Origin of the sequence: Bacillus sp. FSL M8-0166, assembly GCF_038008825.1 — a bacterium.
Lineage (GTDB): Bacteria > Bacillota > Bacilli > Bacillales > Bacillaceae > Bacillus > Bacillus safensis.
Genome location: NZ_JBBOZZ010000001.1, coordinates 3,283,219 through 3,301,779, shown reverse-complemented (window position 1 = coordinate 3,301,779; position 18,561 = coordinate 3,283,219). Strand labels below are relative to the sequence as shown.

Here is an 18,561-nt window from a genome sequence, read left to right as displayed (position 1 = left end):
TCCAATTATTGTCCAAGCAGTTGAGAAAGGTAGCCAGATTGGTTGTTTAGCTTTTGAATTGCACTATCCATGGCGTTAAACTTCGTATAGTAACGGGCTTCAACCATCTTCAAACGGTCTTGGAACGTACTCATTCGTTTGGTCAAAGAGTCAAGGTCCTTACCAAGTCCGTATTCCTTTAATTCCATTGTTGTGCTTCCCGCCTTTGTTTGAATGCTCTTCGTGAAGGCAGATAAGGAATTTTGGACACGATAAATGATTCCTTGTTCTTTATATTGCTGCTGCGCTTTTTCTTTATCCTTTGAATCCACATTTAAACTACCTGATATGAACATTTGACTGATCTTCTGTGGATCTGCTTCAATGGCTTCTTTTAGTTTATTGTCATCAATTACAAGCTTTCCTCCATCTTTATATTTATCTGAAGTAGTAATTCCAATTTGTGTGAGGTGAATTTTATTCCCATCACTAGTCGTAATATCAGCATAAAAATCACTTCTTATTTTAGAAGCTCCAGATCGTAAAATAGAATCACTTCTCAGCAAGCCAGACTTCGCGGTCGTTTCCCATAGTTCCACTTCTTTATCAGACATTGCTTTTTTCTCTTCTGCTGTTAAAGGATGATAGTCTCTATTTCTTTTTTCATTGACTTTACCATTAATTTGCTCAACAAGCTCATTGTATTTATCAACAAATTGTTTAATCTTATCAAAGATTGCATCAACATCTGTTGAAACGTTTAAGCTGACAGGCTTATCCGTTGTTCCTTTAAGCTCGTACGTAATACCAGCTTGTGTAAAGGTATTGTTGTTATTCTCCATTTTCAGGCCGTTAATCTCGTATTGCGCCTTCTGTCCTTGAGTGGTCGCAACCAATTTGTTATCTCCATCTACTTGAAAACCTAATTGAGTGAAGAATGAAGCCGAATTGCCATCAGCTGCTTTTATACTGACACCTTCACCCGTTGTCCGAGAAGTAAGAGCGATCGTATCCACGTAGCTAGTTCCATCAAAAATTTGGCCTTTGTAAGCCGTCACACCTAATTGCGAGTTGTTCAGCTTTTTCACGATGTCATCAATTGTATCGGTATCAGAAGTATTGATTGTTACCATTTTTGGTTTTGTTGAATCTGGTGTCGTCACTTCAAACGTAAACGTACCATTTGCAGGTGTAAATCCAGATGTACCAGAGGACTTGAAGACAGAAGCTGTCGCTAGCTGAGTGACATGAATAGAGCCAGAGGTCGCATTAGTTGATCCAGTTGCTGTGACAGCAGATTCATTTGAGCTTGTCACTTTTTTGGCGCCATATGTACTTGGATACCCTAAGCTTAAGCTATTAATCAAATCACCTAATTCTTTGATTTTCGAGTTAACCTCGCGATAGCTGTCTCTTTGCCATTCAAGTGTTTGTTTTTGGCGTGTCATTTTATCCAGTGGTGCTTGTTCGGTTTTCATTAGCTTTGAGACGATTTCATCAATATCAAACACATTTGAGAATCCTGTAATTCGATTGACCATTGTTTATGTTCTCCCTTCATTTACATTCTTTTATCTACAAATAAACCGACAATTTCTGTCATCGCCGCATAGAAATCAAGCCATTCCTTGGAAGGAATTTCTCTAATGACTTCTTCTGTTTGGTTATCTACGACTTTGACATAGTATTCATTGAGTTTTTCATGTAATTCGAATTGAAGATGAAATTGAGTAGGCTCAATGAGCTGGTTTGCCCCTTGAAGAGTTTTTTCAATTTCTTCTTTTGAAACAGCCCTGCCACTTGCTTGTGAGTCAGTGTTTACATTGTCATTCTGGTTATTAGAAACACGGGTTTGAAATGCATCGATAATTGGCTCTAGCGATGTCAACTTACCAACAGACATAGTTATTCAGCTCCTGTGCTTTAATCTATCTTTTATATCGGCTTTGAATTTTCAAATTAAATATAGATGGACCGATTTGTTAAAGTTTCCTATAGACCATGAACATCTGTATCGAAACGCTTTCACACGGAGAAGGGCAGCTGAATGCGATAAAAAAATCCTCACTTTTTTTGTGAGGATAATTGAGAGAGGAGATCTAAGGATAAACTCGCTGCACGATTGTTCTCTTCTTGAATTGACAGGTACACTTCTTTCCTGTGAATATCAATGTGCTTAGGAGCCTCTATCCCGACTTTCACTTGATCGCCTTCGATTGAAATAATCTTGACTTCAATATCATCGCCTATTTGAATCGACTGGTTTAATTTACGAGACAGCACTAACATGAGGATGCCACCTCTAACAAATGTTTTGTATGATAGGCTGAATCATGCAAAATTACCTGCTTGGCTTTCATGTTTTTCCGGTTCACAATAATAGGCGCTCTTAAATTGGCTGTTGTTTTTTCTATAGATGATTCCATTGTTAAAATAACCATTACTTCCACATCATTGGCATCTTCTACTTCTAGAATGTCTACAACCGTCTCGTCTAAATCAAATTCGTATTGATTGAAGAATAAAAATGGGCTGCTGACGATAAAACCTAATGCTGCGTTTTTCAATGATTGAAGAACTAAAAATGGAGACTCTTCTGATAAAGGCAAAATGACAAACTGTTTTTGATCCAGAAATCCTGGTATCCCATTAGAGAAGTTGATGATTTGCTCCTCTTTGATTGTCACTTCACCATGGTATTTTGTTTGAATGATCATAATTCACGACCTTTTTCGTTTTTCTTAACTATACCTTATCACCATTTTGGCCCGTTTCGTCAACTTCTATTTTTAATTCTGGGTATTGTAACATATCAATATTGACCTTACCTGGCTGGTAGTTAACGATTGGTTTATGAGGTGTTGCCTCTATGACTGCCTTTTGCGGCTCCACATCAATTTGAAGCTCAGAAGGCTGATAGTGAATTTTCACACTAAAGAATGAAGGTATTACTCCAATGGTGAATTGCTTTGCTGGAGGACTGCCATTGATTTTGGCAAACTCAGCAATCGCATTCCCACCATTCTCGATCTTGACGAGTTCACTTCCTTCTTCCGCTCTTCGGCCCATTCCTTCTCCAACAGCACGCTTTCCCTCTGCTGCCCATTCCTCAGAACGCCTAAAAATCGACTTGATGTCCATGTCGGCAAATGCCTCGGTTTGATCAATGGTTAATTTCGATGGTGTCCTTTTGATATCCATGACAGCTCGTGGCTGCTGAATCTCAAGGTCCGCTCGTGGCTGCTCTACTTCTTGCCGGGAAGGAGTTGTCGACATTTGAAGCTTTGCATAGGTTTGCTGCATTAACAATCTAGGGATTTGCATATGTTCACCTCCATGATGCAAAAAAGCACCCATCGGATGCTTTTTATTATCTTAAGAAATCAACAAGGGATGGCTGAATGACTTTAGCTGTTGTCGCTAAAGCAGCTCTATTTACCGTCTCTTGTTGAAGAAGATCAAGAATTGCCTTTTCACTTTCAACATCTTCATTATCTGATTTGGCATTTTTCAGTACTTCAAATTGTGAAGTCAAACGGCTTCCTACTAAGTCAACACGATTCGAACGCGCTCCTAGATCAGATCGTTCAGCACTCATCACTTCTTTAAACTGATCGATACTTGCTAATGCATCATCAGAATTCGCGAACGTTCCATTTTTCAATGAGTTTTCTAAATCAGTCAGCATCTCAATAACATTTTGACCGCTGGCCTGTCCACCAAACGCTGAAATTGGATTTGAGTTTACATTTAAAGTGATACCATCAGAAATGTTCGCTTGAACAGCATTTGCATCTGTATAATTTTCGAAATTAAATGTATACGTACCGTCTGCATTCTCAACAACTGGCTTGACATTTGTACTTGTTCCATTAAATACGAACTTACCTAGCATTTGAGTGTTCATCGCATCAATGATTTGCTTCTTCATCTGGCCAACTTCCACTCCAATAGCTGCTAAATCTTCGGGCTGCTTTGTTCCGTTTGCCGCATCAAGCACTTTATCTCGTATATTTGACATAATATCAATGATTTCAGTGACACTTGTTTCCGATGTATCAATCCAGTTTTGTGCTTCATTTAAGTTATTTTTATATTGTTCATTTCGAAACAAGGCAGTACTATATTGAAGGCTTTTCACTGCTGCAACAGGATCATCAGACGTTTTCGTGAAACGTTTGCCTGTTTGTGCCTGCTCATTAATTTTAGAAAGTTTTTCATAACTTTTACTAATATTTCGAAGTGAGTTTTGAGAAATCATACCTTGTGTGACTCGCATCAGTTATCCCTACCTTCCTACGACACCCATGCCGTTTATTACCTTATCCAATACTTCATCTTGTAATGTCATAATTCTCGCAGCCGCATTATATGCATGCTGAAATTGGATCATATTCGTCATTTCTTCATCGATGGAGACAGCACTAGTCGACATTCTACGTTCATTGGCTGAATTGACAAGAGCAGCTGAACTGCTTTCAAGCGTCATGTTCTTTTTCCCTTGTATCCCCATCTCAGCAATGACATTTTGGTAGTAATCTTGAATGGTCGTTGTATTGCCGCCGATTGGTAACTTTAAGTCTTGTATATTAGCTAATTTCGTAGCATTCGAACCGTCACCTTGTGTTTGGTTGAGAGATGCTGCAATATTATCTGTTGATGCTAAAATGACATCGCTCACTTTAATACGAGCTGCCAAACCTTTATTCAAATCATTGTTATTCTCGATGTCAAAAAAGTCTTGTCCACTTGCACCAGTTAACGTGTACCCCTGCTTATGTACATCGTTAAATGTATCCATAAATACTTGTGCTACTTCATCCAGCTCTGCAAGCATATCTGGATACATGCCTTTTTCAGCACCATTTGACATGTAGCCGTAAACCTCAACAAGTGCTTTTACTTTTCCGTTTACTTGTAATTGATCCGCTGCAATAGTTGTTGTTCCGAATTGAAGTGAGTTAACAAGTCCCGTTGTATTATCGTAAGAGATTTGCAGTTCAGACTTTTCGTTCGTAATACCATTCAAAATGTTTCCTGCAGATTGTCCATTTGCACCGATAATGTCGATGTTGACAGTTCCTTCAGCAATTTTGAGTGCATTACCGCCAGGTGGATTGTAGCTGACCTTAATATCAACAAGTGAGGATAATTGATCTACCAAAGTATCACGTGTATCATAAAGATCATTTGGAAGATATCCATTTGGCTCAACTGCTGCAATCTGTTTGTTCACTTCATCTATTTGAGATAAAAGAGTGTTTACATCTTTGGCTGTTGAATCGAGTTCCGTTTTCAAATTCTTTTGTATCGTTGTTAAAGAAGAATTGAGCAGACGGAATTGGTCAACTAAAGCCTGTGCACTTGTTTTAACAACTGTACGTGCAGAAGCCGTATCAGCATTTTTAGTTTCCGATAGCACCTGTAATGATTTCCAAAGGTTATCAAAGGCTCTGTTCAAGCCTTCATCCGTCAAATCATTCATAACCCCTTCCATCTGTGAAAGGGCATCTGACTTCGTTGAGTAGTAAGACAAGTTGTTGTTATGATCTCTATATTGCAGATCTAAAAAGCTGTCTCGAATTCTTTCAACCGTTCCAACTTGTACACCTGTCCCCATTTGACCATACGTCTTGCCATCATAAACAGAAATGACTGGATAAGGATTTTCTGCTTTAAAGGTCACTCTTTGTCTTGAGTAGCCCTCCGTATTTGCATTGGAGACGTTGTTTGATGTGACATAAAGCCCTGCACGCTGGGCTGTGATTCCTCTTTTTGCCGTTTCTAGTCCCATGAATGTAGAACCCATTGGTATCCTCCTTGTTTACGCCTTTGAATCAAACAAAGCCCTTTGCTGTTTAGGCTTTGAACTCTCAAGACCATTTTGTCCGTAATTCATATTTTCTTTATTAGGGTTAACCAGATCGAATGTCAGTGAAATAAATTGAAGTGACTGCTGAATAAGCTGTTTGTTCAGTTCATTTACATCTTTTAGTTCCACCATGATGTCATTTAATTTCTCATATAATGAAATGAGCTCTTCTTGATCTGTACCTTCAGCCTTTTCGATACATGCAGTGATGGTTGGCGATTGATCACTTTGTAAAAATTGAACGGTCGCTTCAATTCGTTTTTCTTCTAATTGAGAAATGGCCTGAATATACTTTTGCTCTAAATTCAGAACCTCTGAAAGAGCATCAATCTCATTACTTTTCAGCATTTCTGTTTTATCCTTAGATAGCTTTAAAAGCTGTTCATGCAATCCATAGAGACGATGCAGTTCTTCAATAATTATTTTAACTGACATTCACGCTGCTCCCTTTTGTTATTGTTGTTTATAAAAATTCAGCATTTTATCTGCAATGCCTTTTGTATCTACTTGATATGTTCCGGCTTCAATGCTTTTTTTAATTTGGTCAATTTTATCTTGGCGTTCTCTCATAATATTCGGCACCTTTTGCATTTCGATTGCCTTTTTAGAAATTTCGACTTTATCAGTTGAGTTAGCTTGATTCGATTGCAACGTTTGTTTCTCATATGTTTTCTTGTAAGGATTTACTGGTTGTGTTCCATATCGATTAATTTTCACGGGATTCCTCTCGCTTTCCGTTACAGTCTGTCTTGATTCTATCCATTTTATCGACCAAACTGCAACTTAGTTTAGGGAATCAGTCGTTTTTAGGATTAATGGCATAATAGGTGTCTTTTTTCCTAGATTCAATCTCCCTTTTACGCTCCTCTTCTTGGTTCATTTGGCTGATTTGCGAATGAATATCCTGTTCACATTGGCTGCATAGCTTGTTTTTCCTGATCGCTTTGCCACATCTTTCACAAGGATAATTAATATTCGGAAATTGACTAATTTGCAGTCTTTTCAAACGAATAAATTTCAAGATTAATTCTTCATCAACTTCTGTTGCATCTACTATTTCAGCGATGGTTGATTGTCTATTACTTTGTTTTCTCAAGAATTTATATACAATATCAAATGAACGTTCTTCTTCTTCAAAGCATTTGTTACAAACCGTTTGGATGGTGGTTTTTAAAAATAGCTGATTACATTGTGGACAGTTTGCCAATTGATTCATAACCAAAACCCCTTACGTTATTTTCTTTTCTTATTATCGGTTAATTATCATGATTTTTAACTACGTATCAACGTAAAAGAAGAAACACTTTTGGCACCTGCGTCTTTCAAAATTCTTGCCGCATCATAAATGGTTGCTCCCGTTGTATAGATATCATCAACTAATATAATATCCCTTTGAACAATCACATCTGTTTGCTTTATTTGAAACAATCCTTTTTGATCTAGGCGTTCATTTTTCTTTTTTTTGGACTGCTTACTTTGATGTATTTTCACGAGTGGCTGCAATATCGGCTTACCTATCAAGGAAGCGATGACAACGGACTGATTAAACCCTCTTTCTTTTAGTCTTTCATTACTTAAAGGGATCGGGATCAGCAATGGGTCTTTTATGCAGAAGGAACGTTTAAATGCTGCTTGTACATCTCGTTTAAACAGCTCAACTAAAGCCGTATCACCCCGAAATTTAAAGCGGGCAAGGACATCTTTCATCAACTCGTTGTAAGTATAAACTGACCTATTTTTTATAAGGACTTTAGTAGAATCAGGGCGTTCATTCCATCTATCACAGTCTTGGCACATTTGATCATTTAACTGCGCCCTTCCACAGGTTGGACAAATAGGACGCTCAATCTTTACTAAGTGATTCTTACATGCTACACAAAGCCGATCATCATTTAATAGAAGTAATGATTTCCATGTAAAAGCAGGCACAAAATGCCCATCGCAAATTGAGCAAATCAATTGGTTTCCTTGTTCAGCAGCAGGCGATTTTCGCACCTTGGAAATGCGGAGACCTTGGAAGCTGCTTCTGTCAGAATGACCAGCATAGCCGTATTCTTCTGTTTATCGACCATCTCAGATTTACTGTAAGATATTTTATCGATATCTGTTATATATTGTGGTTTCACTTGATTCAGTGAAATTGCTAATACATCTTCTATACACTTTTCACAATGACAAATCATGTTTAATTGGTTGAGATATTGATAGAGAATTTCCTTGAGTAGTATTTCTTTTGCATTGAGTAGCATATTTTGTCTCTCCTGCCATTTGTGTATTGTGAATATAATGTACCATGATTTAGTTGAAGCCACACTGTTTTTCAGAAAACTCTTTTGCAGCCGTATCATTCATTCTTACGATATGCTTCTTTGCTTGTTTCATACTTCTCGTTAAACCAAAATGAAAAAGGAAAACATCTCCTGTACAATAATCGGGATGTCTGCCCACTCTTCCAGAAATCTGAACAAGTGCACTCTCTGTAAAAATAGTAGATTCCGAACCTAGTACCCCCACTTGAACATTCGGAATGGTTACGCCTCTTTCTAAAATAGTGGTTGTAACTAGTACATCGTATGCGTAATCTCTAAAGTGCTGAACCTTTTGTTTCCTATCTGGATCCTCGGCAGATACTCCCTCCACGTTTAAGGAGTGTTCTCGAAGAATCTTCGTTACCTTCTTCATGGCAGCAATTGAAGGAACAAAAAGTAATACTCTTCTCTTATTTGCAATATGTCTCTGCATCCAATTCATCACTTTAGAAGGAAGCTGCTTCTTTTTTAATTTCTTTTTCCAATGTCCGATCCATTGAAAGGTCGGGACGGGTAATGGTTGCTGGTGAAAACGCAGAGGAATTTTTATCGCTTCCAGTTTTCCACGAGAAACCTCTCTCGTTATTTTTTTAGAGGGTGTCGCACTTAAATAAATCCTTACCCCTCCGTTCTTTCTCATCGCCTTTAGAACAGCAAATTGGAGACGTTCATCCATTGAATAAGGGAAGGCATCGACTTCATCTACAATGAGCACATCAAATGCATTTTTGTATCTCATCAGCTGGTGGGTTGTGGTGATCACAAGCGGTGCTATTTGAAACCTTTGTGAACTGCCTCCATAAAGTACGGCTATTGTTATCCCTTGAAATGCTTTTCTAAGCCGTGGTTCGAGTTCAAGCACAACATCTGTTCTAGGTGTCGCAATACAGACACTCATTCCTTGATTTAATGCATATTCAATTCCATGAAAGAGCACTTCCGTTTTCCCTGCCCCGCAAACCGCCCAGACGAGTAGGTCAAATTTGTTTTTAATAGCTTCGATCATTCTTTCTGATGCTCTTTTTTGTCCTTTAGACAGCTCTCCCTGCCATGTTAATTCGGCTCGATATGTTTCTACCATTTGTGGACCTGTCCATTCATAAAGAAATCCACATTCAGTTACTTTTCCCATCATGATGCATGATCTACAGTACACACAATCCTTTTGACACACTTCACATGGAGAGTGAGCAAAGTACCGCTTATGTGATACACCACACCGGCAGCATGTAAAACCACCTGCTTTCCTCTCAATGGCAGGTGTTCGATTGACTAAGCCTTTCTCCTCCAGCCAATCTAAATTGGACTGTGAGCACCTTGTTTCAACAGTGAGCAGATGGCGTGAATGCAGCTGCTGCTTTAGTTTCATTGCTTTGTCCATGTTCAACTTCACCAAACACCTTTCAATTGATGTTTGCCTATTATGCGCAAAGACATGACCTTTCGTCCAACAGGTAAAATAGAAAAACAAAACCCCTTTTCCATAAGAAAAGAGGTTTTTAGGATTTATCTAATCACCCAGCCAAGGGCTAAAGAGCCTTCACCTAGATGGGTGCCGATCACGGCGCCAAAGTAGCTTTTATAAAATTCAACATGAGGATATTTTTCGGATAAGTGCGCAATTAATTCTTCTGCTTCTTCTTCTCTATTACCATGTATCAGAGTTGCTCTCATCGGAACACCACGTGATGCATCTTCATCAAATAATTCAAAAATACGTGAAATGGCTTTTTTACGTGTGCGAATCTTCTCAAAAGGAACAATTAGCTTGTTGTCAAAATGCAGAATAGGCTTTACCTTTAAGAGGCTTCCAATAAAAGCCTGAGCACCATTTAATCTGCCGCCTCTTTGCAAATGAGTTAAATCGTCTACCATAAAATACGCCCGCTGACTTTCTTTCAGGTAATTTAGATGTGCTAACACTTCTTCTAAAGAAGCACCCTCTTGGATTTTTTCAGCAGCTTCTAACACATAAAAACCTTGTGCCATACAGCTTGTTTCTGTATCAAACGGATAAATGTCAATCCCGTCAACTAAATCATTCGCTGAGGCAGCACTATTGTATGTTCCACTAATTCCACTTGAAAGGTGAATACTAATCACGGCGTCGTATGTTTCACTTAGTTTTTCATATAAGGCTATTAATTCACCGAAAGCAGGCTGAGAGGTTGTTGGAAGATCTTTGTGTTTTTTGATTTCTTCATAATATGTCTTCCAGTCCATTTCTATTTCTTCACGGTAGGATTCGCTGCCAAAGATGACGTTGAGGGGAATCATATGAATATCATGTTTATCACGCAGCTCTTGTGGTAGATAAGCAGTACTGTCTGTTACAACGGCTATTTTCATTCTTAAATACCTTCCTTATTTGTTAAGTTACTCTTTTTTATTTTAAAAGAATGATCATTTTTTCATTAGATTTATAATAGTAATCAAAAAAGCCTGCCTAATCAATAGGCAAGCCCGCTATATCCGAAAAATACTCCTACCCTGCCCACCATTTCTCTCCAGCTAAAATGTGAGAGAACCAAAAACAGGCGAAAAAGGAGTACTTGTCCGGAACATTATCTCATTTCTACCCAGCCGTTTTTAATAGCTACAACAACAGCTTGTGTTCGGTCGTTTACATTCATTTTTTGCAAAATGTTACTCACGTGGTTTTTGACTGTTTTCTCACTAATAAAGAGCGATTCACCAATTCCTCTGTTGCTCTTTCCGTCAGCTAACATTTGAAGAACTTCACATTCACGTCTAGTTAAAATATGAAGTGGTCTGCGAATTTCAGGATATACCTCGTGCTGTGGATGTGCTGAAACGCCACTAGTCGCTAGGCGTCGGAATTCATTTACTAAGTTATGAGTGACTTTCGGATGTAAATAAGAGCCTCCGTCAGCTACAACTTTCACTGCTTCGATGAGTGTGTCTGCATCCATTTCTTTTAACAGGTAGCCTCTCGCCCCTGTTTTCAATGCATGTGTTACATAGTTTTCATCGTCATGAATAGATAGAATAATGACTTTTGATTCGGGATAAAGCTCAACAAGCTGCTTTGTAGCCTCAACACCATTTACATTCGGCATATTAATGTCCATAATGACAACATCCGGATGATAGTGTTCTACGATACGTGCAGCTTCGTCACCGTCGTCTCCTTCTGCAACTACTTCAAAAGTAGGTTCAAAATCTAAAATCCGTTTGACACCTTCACGGAATAATTGGTGGTCATCAATAATTACAATATTTACTTTAGTCACAAGCTACGCCTCCCCATGTTTATTGTTCTACACCTGAACTTTATGGTCAATATGTCTTTTGACTCTATTTTACAATTTTATTTTGCAATGTTAATGGCACGCGAATCATGATGAATGTCCCTAGACCTATTTTTGAGTCTATGGTCATTTTACCTTCTAGTAAGTCTACGCGTTCTTTCATGCCAAGTAAACCGAAGGATTTGTTTTTGTTTGTTTTCACATCTTTCATATCAAAACCTTTTCCATCGTCTTTAATAATTAAGGTCACAAAGTCTTTCGTTACTTCTACTTTGACAGAGATTTCTTCAGCTTCAGAATGCTTTAATGAATTTGTGACAGCTTCTTGGGCTAGTCTAAACAGTGCTACTTCAAATTGAGAAGCAATTCTTTCGCTTTCTGTATCACCTAGGCATTGGAACGTAATTTTGGTTTTCCCATCATATTCTTCAATTGTGTTTAAGTATTTTCTCAGTGTCGGAATCAGACCCAAATCATCTAAAGCCATCGGTCTTAAATCATAAATGATTCTTCTCACTTCGTACAGTGCATTTCGCACATTCTGTCTGAGACTTCTAATTTCTTTAAAGCCTTCTTCTGTACCGCGGTCTCTAAAAATTCGTTCAATTAATTCGGAACGCATCATCACGTTTGCCAGCATTTGAGCAGGGCCGTCATGAATTTCCCGAGACACTCTTTTGCGTTCTTCTTCTTGGGCTTCAATAATTCTGAGACCAAAATCTTGTTTTGCTTGAGCATCTTCAAGTAAAACACCGACCTGGCGTAAATCCTGGTTGAGATAGTTGAGAACAACTGTAATCTGACTCACAAGCGTTTCAGAACGTTCAATGACGTCTTGTAAGCTTAATAATCGTCTTTCCAGATCATCTCTTCTTTCTCTCAGCTGCTTCTCACGCTGCTGGATCATGGTTAGTTCCACTTGCAAGTTATGTGCTTTTTCGTAGGCCTCACGTATTTCTTCTTCGCTAAATTTGTTGAAGTTTCTGCTGACCTCAGATAAGCGATTTCTAGCATGTCTTGTATGGACTTCCAGCTTATCCCCAAAATCAATTACTTCGTTTACTTGCTGCTTGATTTGCTTGAGCTCTTCTACTAGGCTTTCATATTGTTGACGGGACTGTTCGCCTATTCTAAATACTTCGTCCTTGCTGCCATCAACTGTACTTAGCATTTTCATGATGATTGAATCCAATAATTTCGGATCCATTTTGGGTGTTGTCATGGCTTTTCCCTCCCGTAACAGTGATGTCATCTTTTTTTATTATAAATGTCATTGATCTGCATTTTATGTCGAATTATAATGAAAGAATGCGTATAAATTATGAAGTTTTTATGACGACCCTTTTTCCGCTCCTATCATCATAACAAAATACGCTGTAAAATTCTAAAACCAATGCAAATTTTCACTAGTCTTACAATTTGCTTGTCAGGAGGGTATGTCTTTTGCTGAATCGCTATCTTACAGTAAAAAGTCGTGGCGAGCATGAGATCGTCATTGAAAAATCACGTTTTATTTGTCATATACAGCGTGCTGTCTCAGAAGAAGAAGCACAAGCATTTATACAATCCATTAAAAAACAACATTGGAATGCCACACATAATTGTTCAGCCTATCTCATTGGTGAACATGACCTGATTCAAAAAGCGAATGATGATGGTGAACCAAGCGGTACAGCAGGTGTGCCGATGCTTGAAGTGCTAAAAAAACGGAAGCTGAAAGATACAGTCGTTGTGGTCACTCGTTATTTCGGCGGTATTAAGCTTGGTGCCGGTGGATTGATTCGTGCCTACGGAAAATCTGTATCAGAAGCTATCAACCACGTTGGTATGGTAGAGCGCTGTTTAATGCGTACAATGCACACAACAATAGATTATACATGGCTTGGAAAGGTAGAGAATGAGCTTAGAGCCTCATCTTTTCAGCTAAAAGAAATCCATTATGCAGAAGATGTTATTTTTGAGACATATGTCGAAGAAACACAAACAGAGCAGTTCATTGAGTGGATGACTGAGCTGACAAATGGAAAGAGTGTTACAAAAGAAGGCGAACTGATTTATTTAGAAAAGGACATTGGTCCGATAAAGGAGACAGATGAATGGCACAACGAGTAAAAGTGCGCGTACGAAAGAAAAAGAGTAAGAAGAAGAGAATTATCAAACGTATTCTGGTCTTATTTTTGCTTCTTATCATCTGCATGGGCGGATTTGCGGTATATAAAATCGTCAATACACTTCAAGCTGCTGACAAAACATATGATGAACTAGAGCGCGGAGAGAAATCGAAGCTTCGTGATGCTGTCATTGATATTAAGAAAAAACCTTTCTCTGTACTATTTGTCGGAATTGAGGATTATGCCACAAAGGGTGATCATGGCCGTTCAGATTCACTCATTGTCGCAACGATTAATCCCCAAGACAAAACGATGAAAATGGTTAGTATCCCTCGTGACACACGCGTACAGCTTGCAAGTGATACGACAGGAAGTAAAGAAAAGATCAATGCAGCATTTGCTAAAGGTGGTAAAGACGAAACGATTGAAACTGTCGAACAATTCTTGCATATTCCGATCGATAAATATGCAACCGTTGATTTTGACGGATTCAAGGATGTCATTGATGAGGTCGGCGGAATTGATATTGATGTTCCATTTGACTTCGATGAAAAAAGTGATGTTAAAAAATCGAAAAAGATTTACTTCAAAAAAGGCAATATGCATTTAAATGGGGAAGAAGCACTTGCTTACGCACGGATGAGAAAACAAGATCCACGTGGTGATTTCGGACGTAACGATCGTCAGAAACAAATTTTACGTGCAATGATTGATCAAATGGCGAAGCCAAATAACATTGCGAACGTCGATAACATTGCTAAAGAAGTCAGTGATCACATTACGACCAATTTCCGTATCACAGAAGGTCTTGCACTTCAGCAAATCTACAGCGGATTTAAAGGAGACGACACAGAAACGCTTTCTATTAAAGGATCAGACCTTTATTTAGGGCCAAATCGCACGTATTACTTTGAGCCAGATCCAACCAATCTAGCTAACGTACAAAATGAATTACGGACGCATTTAAAGCTTCCTGCTGAATCTTCAACTGAAACAGATTCACAAACCAATCCGTCCTCTGGTGAAACAGGGTCAAGTGATACACCTAACTCTTCAACCAGCACACCTGGACAATAATAAAAACAGCCCAGTTCCTAGGAACGGGCTGTTTTTTACTGTCTTTTGACCATTCGTTTATAAAATTTCGTAAATGGTTTGAACTCTTCATTCACCAAACCTGTGACTTCCGCAATCACTTGCATGAACATGACCAGTAAAAAGATAATAATCAGTGATAGCCAAATGGTGGCGCTTGTCAGCAAAATCGCACTTAAGCTAAAGACTAAGCCAATCATATAAATCACGATGACAGCCATGCGATGAGACAAGCCAAAGGCCATCAGTCTATGATGAATATGAGATTTGTCAGGTGCTGAGATCGGCTGTTTGTTTAATATTCGTCTAATGATGGCAAAGGTGGTATCGAAAATAGGGACACCTAAGATGATCACTGGGACCACAACACTAAACAAAGTGACACTTTTGTATAGCCCTAAAAGTGACAGTACCGAGATCATATAGCCTAAAAAGAGCGAACCGGTGTCACCCATAAAAATCTTCGCCGGATGAAAGTTGTAAAAGAGAAAGCCGATGGTACTGCCAATGACAACAAGAGATAAAGAAAGAATCAGAACTTTATCAGCTGAAAATGCCATCACGGCAATGGTTGATAAACCGATGACAGAAATACCGGCAGCCAGTCCATCAAGACCGTCAATTAAATTAATGGCATTTGTAATTCCGACAATCCATAACACGGTTAGGGGATATGCCATCCAGCCTAACTCAATTCGATCTGTTAAGAAAGGAACAGAGAAAAAGTCCATTTTTAAGCCCGTGCTTACAATCAGACAAGCAACAAGAACTTGTACGAGAAATTTAAATTTTGCACTTAAATTATATTTATCATCAAATATACCTAGAATGACGATGAGTACGGCACCAACTGAAATTGCTGTAATTTTATTATGTAGAAACAGCCCGCCTGCTAATGCTCCAGCCGCTACCCCAATAAAAATTGCCAAACCGCCCATTCGAGGCATTACTTTATCATGAACTTTTCGTTTATTCGGCTGGTCCACTGCACCAATCTTAATTGCAAACTTTTTGACGATTGGTGTCACAATTAAAACTGTAGCCAGAGAGACAAAAAACGCTAATAAGGCGCGTTCGTAATCCATAGGTCAGTCTCCTTCTAAATTGAAATCTGTATTTTGTATATTGGCCGCTCTTTCCATTATACAATTGAATAGAGGATGATCACAAGCTCCCCCTGTGAAGAAGAAACAAATAAAAACGCACAATCCCTGATGAATTATGCGTTTTCTTTAATATTCGTTAGTTCCACCATGTTTGTGAACAGCGCGTGCCAATCTTTTTTCTTCGCACGGCTTTGTCTTAGATGTCTATAGGTCATGTCGTCTTTTTTGCTGATCACTTTTTGGCAGGCTTCTACGAAGAGTGCAGGATCTTCGCCCTCTAAATATTCATACACATCATTCTCTTTTAGCCTTTCCGTTGACGGAAGATTTAAACCGACAACCGGTATTCCTGCGGCTAAAAATTCATATAGCTTGAGCGGAAACACGGCTTGATTGTAAGGAGATTGTTTGTACGGCATCATGCCTACATCAATCAGTTTCATATACGCAGGCACTTCTTCTGGTGCAACAGCACCTGTCCAAATCACATTCGGCAGTTTAAGTGCATGCTGAAAAGATGGATCGCCATTTGTTCCATCCGGACCGACAAATAAAAATGTCCAATCAGGCTGCATGCGAGCAGCTTCTGCTATCATGTCAAAGTCCAGCTTCGGCTTGATGCCTCCAATAAAACCAAGAACAGTTCCGTCTCTTCCTTGCAGCACATCCTCCTTACACGGAAGATTGCTTTTCGCAAACACATCATACTCGACGCCATTTTCCACTGTAAACACATCTTTTGGTTCGCCCATAAGACGTTTTTTGATTTGATCGTGTAAGTATTGAGAAGAGCATGTAATGCTGTGTGCGTATTTGATGATTCGATTTTCTGCTTTGACAATGACACGCTGCCTCATATAAGAAAGTAAATTATTTTTGCCGCTTATCGGCTCTCCCCACAGGTCACTGCAGTCATAGACAATATGTTTCCATTCAAATAAAGAAGATAAGAGCGGAAAGCCCGGAAACGTATACCATAAGCAAACAGCGATTCCCTTCTTTTCCTCCTGCCGCAAATGCTCAAGAAGAGGGGACAATTTATGCATATAGAACATGTCTTGATATCGGCCAAAGCGGAAAAATTTGCTCTTGAGCACATCAGGAATGGTCAATTGCTTCATTCGATCGGTTATGGGCTGAAAGGGAGCTGTGTGACGGGATGCAGATGGGCATACCCAGATGACCTCTTTCGTTTCTGGATCAGATGCTAGAAATTCCGCCAGTCGATGCCTTCTGTACCTCAGGCCGTCCTGTCCCCATTCTCCCGTCGCTACGATAACATGTATGATCGAGTCTGCTTTCACCTTTATCACCTTTTTTCCCTTCTGTTTATAAGCGCTTCTTCACAGCATTTGTCGCATAGTGCATAAAACACCAAGATGCTTTGACAAAATGAAGCTGCTCAATTTCTCTGTAGACGAACCACGTTTTTTTCGCCGCTTTCCACTTGTTACTAGAGATCGAGTTTCCAACGATCCGGTATTCACTGAGCGGTTCACTCATACCATAGGCTGTAAATCCTCTTTTTAATATGGACAGCCACGTAGCTAGATCCTGTCTTGTGCGGATGTTCGGCATTTCTATATGTCCTATCTTCTGTACATCAAGCATCACCGTTAAACAGCCGATAATGGTGTTTTTCAAGGCTTCATCATAAGTTAATCTTGCTGGTGCAGTGACAGTTTTTTCTAACGGTTCTCCATTTTCTGCAATGATGTCATATGCCGTGAATGTAAAGGCATAATCGTTTGTCAGCATGAAGTCTACCTGCTTTTCAAGCTTCGTCTCTTTCCATTTATCATCGCTGTCTAAAAAAGCGATGAAGCGGCCTTTTGCCTGTTTGATGGCTGCGTTTCTGGCGATAGCGGCTCCCCCATTTTGCTCTAAATAAATGACGTTGATTCTGTCGTCTGCTTCACTTAAGTCCCCAAGCAGCTTCCTTGTTCCATCTGTTGAACAATCATCTGCGATGATCAGTTCCCAATTAGAATAGGTTTGGGCAAGGACGGAATGAACTGTATCCGTTAAATAACGTTCCGCATTATAGGCCGGTGTAATGATTGATACTAACGGTTGATTGTTCACCTAAGACTCATCTCCAGTTCATCATTAAGATTCTTTGAACACTTCGGGTAAGACCACAAACATGAGCGAGATGCTAAAGCCAATGACAAGTCCAAGCAGTGCCCGCTTTTTCGCTGACATGCCTTTATTGCCTTCATCAAGAACTTGGGCAGGATCAACAATCTTCGCCTGCTTCATTCCAAGCTTTGTAGACTCCAATTCATATAAAAATCGTTCTTTATCTACTTTGGAATCGTTGCTGACAGATTCGTCCTCTAGAGCAGATAATCTACTTTCAATCACCTGCTGCCTTTTTGTAAATAATGCTTTGTCTTGCTTCAGAAATGTATCCGACACCTGCTTCACGACAGCTAAAGCATGATCCTTATCAGCATCTGTGAAGGACAGCTGTAATTGTGTATCTGATTGATTGGTGAGGATGAGGCGGCTTTTCACATCCTGCCTTTCTTCTTCTTTAACATCACTGAGCGCTTCATTCAAAAATGCATCGCTTTTTAATAGAGATGTCACTTCTGCGATATTGTTATACACTCCGTCATCATATTTACCAAGTGTGAAGGTAACGGCAGCTGTGTAACTAGACTGCTGCACTGTTCCTTTGGCAAAAAAGAATCCAAAAGCGCCTAATACGACAGGCAGCAGCACAAGCCATACAATATACTTTTTGATTCGCTTCCCTATTCTAGATATGAAACCAGACATGTTCATTCTCCCAACATTGACGTATTTGCT

Annotated in this window: 22 protein-coding genes; 2 read left to right on the top strand and 20 right to left on the bottom strand. The window is 39.2% G+C overall.

Annotated features, from left to right (window positions below):
- Positions 1-5: 5 nt before the first annotated feature.
- The 16 genes from NSS92_RS17000 to NSS92_RS16925 all read right to left on the bottom strand — a co-directional run bounded on the left by NSS92_RS17000 (position 6) and on the right by NSS92_RS16925 (position 12,654).
- A complete protein-coding gene (locus NSS92_RS17000) occupies positions 6-1,520 on the bottom strand; it encodes a flagellar hook-associated protein 2 (RefSeq protein ID WP_340869471.1) in 1,515 nt (504 codons plus the stop codon).
- A gap of 20 nt (positions 1,521-1,540) precedes the next feature.
- On the bottom strand, positions 1,541-1,882 hold the full coding sequence (gene flaG, locus NSS92_RS16995; RefSeq protein WP_340869468.1) for a flagellar protein FlaG: 342 nt from the start codon (positions 1,880-1,882) through the stop codon (positions 1,541-1,543).
- A gap of 161 nt (positions 1,883-2,043) precedes the next feature.
- Positions 2,044-2,268, bottom strand: coding sequence for a carbon storage regulator CsrA (csrA, locus tag NSS92_RS16990; RefSeq protein WP_008360181.1), 225 nt, complete (start codon positions 2,266-2,268; stop codon positions 2,044-2,046).
- Complete coding sequence (gene fliW, locus NSS92_RS16985) at positions 2,262-2,696, bottom strand: flagellar assembly protein FliW (protein WP_041088051.1); 435 nt, start codon at positions 2,694-2,696, stop codon at positions 2,262-2,264. The genes csrA and fliW overlap by 7 nt, the downstream gene beginning before the upstream one ends.
- A 28-nt stretch (positions 2,697-2,724) precedes the next feature.
- The gene (locus NSS92_RS16980) at positions 2,725-3,303 is read right to left on the bottom strand and encodes a DUF6470 family protein (protein ID WP_340869463.1); all 579 of its coding nucleotides are present in this window, start codon (positions 3,301-3,303) and stop codon (positions 2,725-2,727) included.
- Between the two features lie 46 nt (positions 3,304-3,349).
- Complete coding sequence (gene flgL / locus NSS92_RS16975; RefSeq protein WP_340869461.1) at positions 3,350-4,258, bottom strand: flagellar hook-associated protein FlgL; 909 nt, start codon at positions 4,256-4,258, stop codon at positions 3,350-3,352.
- Positions 4,259-4,267: 9 nt separating this feature from the next.
- The gene (flgK, locus tag NSS92_RS16970; protein WP_340869459.1) at positions 4,268-5,788 is read right to left on the bottom strand and encodes a flagellar hook-associated protein FlgK; all 1,521 of its coding nucleotides are present in this window, start codon (positions 5,786-5,788) and stop codon (positions 4,268-4,270) included.
- A 15-nt stretch (positions 5,789-5,803) separates the two neighbouring features.
- Positions 5,804-6,286: a flagellar protein FlgN gene (locus NSS92_RS16965; RefSeq protein ID WP_024423619.1), complete on the bottom strand. Its 483-nt coding sequence runs from the start codon at positions 6,284-6,286 to the stop codon at positions 5,804-5,806.
- An 18-nt stretch (positions 6,287-6,304) separates the two neighbouring features.
- A complete protein-coding gene (gene flgM / locus NSS92_RS16960; protein ID WP_340869456.1) occupies positions 6,305-6,568 on the bottom strand; it encodes a flagellar biosynthesis anti-sigma factor FlgM in 264 nt (87 codons plus the stop codon).
- Positions 6,569-6,647: 79 nt separating this feature from the next.
- Positions 6,648-7,067 carry a TIGR03826 family flagellar region protein gene (locus tag NSS92_RS16955; RefSeq protein ID WP_142945312.1) on the bottom strand — a complete coding sequence of 140 codons (420 nt, stop codon included), beginning with the start codon at positions 7,065-7,067 and terminating at the stop codon, positions 6,648-6,650.
- Between the two features lie 56 nt (positions 7,068-7,123).
- Positions 7,124-7,780: a ComF family protein gene (locus NSS92_RS16950; RefSeq protein WP_340869451.1), complete on the bottom strand. Its 657-nt coding sequence runs from the start codon at positions 7,778-7,780 to the stop codon at positions 7,124-7,126.
- Between the two features lie 26 nt (positions 7,781-7,806).
- Positions 7,807-8,100 carry a late competence development ComFB family protein gene (locus tag NSS92_RS16945; RefSeq protein ID WP_267586748.1) on the bottom strand — a complete coding sequence of 98 codons (294 nt, stop codon included), beginning with the start codon at positions 8,098-8,100 and terminating at the stop codon, positions 7,807-7,809.
- A gap of 49 nt (positions 8,101-8,149) precedes the next feature.
- Positions 8,150-9,547 (bottom strand): DEAD/DEAH box helicase, encoded by a 1,398-nt coding sequence (locus NSS92_RS16940; protein ID WP_340869449.1) that lies wholly within the window; start codon positions 9,545-9,547, stop codon positions 8,150-8,152.
- Positions 9,548-9,666: 119 nt separating this feature from the next.
- Positions 9,667-10,509, bottom strand: a complete 843-nt coding sequence (locus NSS92_RS16935; RefSeq protein WP_267586750.1) for a DegV family protein — start codon at positions 10,507-10,509, stop codon at positions 9,667-9,669.
- A gap of 215 nt (positions 10,510-10,724) precedes the next feature.
- Positions 10,725-11,414 carry a two-component system response regulator DegU gene (gene degU / locus NSS92_RS16930; protein WP_008348273.1) on the bottom strand — a complete coding sequence of 230 codons (690 nt, stop codon included), beginning with the start codon at positions 11,412-11,414 and terminating at the stop codon, positions 10,725-10,727.
- Between the two features lie 64 nt (positions 11,415-11,478).
- Entirely contained in the window at positions 11,479-12,654 is a 1,176-nt protein-coding gene (locus NSS92_RS16925; RefSeq protein WP_003213166.1) for a sensor histidine kinase, read from the bottom strand.
- A gap of 221 nt (positions 12,655-12,875) precedes the next feature.
- Here NSS92_RS16925 and NSS92_RS16920 point away from each other — a divergent pair, with 221 nt between their 5' ends.
- Both NSS92_RS16920 and NSS92_RS16915 read left to right on the top strand, forming a co-directional pair.
- Positions 12,876-13,544 carry a YigZ family protein gene (locus NSS92_RS16920; protein WP_012011434.1) on the top strand — a complete coding sequence of 223 codons (669 nt, stop codon included), beginning with the start codon at positions 12,876-12,878 and terminating at the stop codon, positions 13,542-13,544.
- Positions 13,529-14,620, top strand: coding sequence for an LCP family protein (locus NSS92_RS16915; protein WP_340869447.1), 1,092 nt, complete (start codon positions 13,529-13,531; stop codon positions 14,618-14,620). Before NSS92_RS16920 ends, NSS92_RS16915 begins: the two co-directional genes overlap by 16 nt.
- A 35-nt stretch (positions 14,621-14,655) precedes the next feature.
- On the opposite strand, the gene NSS92_RS16910 is transcribed toward NSS92_RS16915, so the two are convergent.
- The 4 genes from NSS92_RS16910 to tuaF all read right to left on the bottom strand — a co-directional run bounded on the left by NSS92_RS16910 (position 14,656) and on the right by tuaF (position 18,531).
- Positions 14,656-15,723: a glycosyltransferase family 4 protein gene (locus NSS92_RS16910; RefSeq protein WP_267586752.1), complete on the bottom strand. Its 1,068-nt coding sequence runs from the start codon at positions 15,721-15,723 to the stop codon at positions 14,656-14,658.
- A gap of 134 nt (positions 15,724-15,857) precedes the next feature.
- Positions 15,858-17,054, bottom strand: coding sequence for a teichuronic acid biosynthesis protein TuaH (tuaH, locus tag NSS92_RS16905; protein ID WP_267587100.1), 1,197 nt, complete (start codon positions 17,052-17,054; stop codon positions 15,858-15,860).
- Between the two features lie 19 nt (positions 17,055-17,073).
- A complete protein-coding gene (tuaG, locus tag NSS92_RS16900; RefSeq protein ID WP_041115571.1) occupies positions 17,074-17,829 on the bottom strand; it encodes a teichuronic acid biosynthesis protein TuaG in 756 nt (251 codons plus the stop codon).
- A 24-nt stretch (positions 17,830-17,853) separates the two neighbouring features.
- The gene (gene tuaF, locus NSS92_RS16895) at positions 17,854-18,531 is read right to left on the bottom strand and encodes a teichuronic acid biosynthesis protein TuaF (protein ID WP_267586753.1); all 678 of its coding nucleotides are present in this window, start codon (positions 18,529-18,531) and stop codon (positions 17,854-17,856) included.
- Positions 18,532-18,561 lie beyond the last annotated feature (30 nt).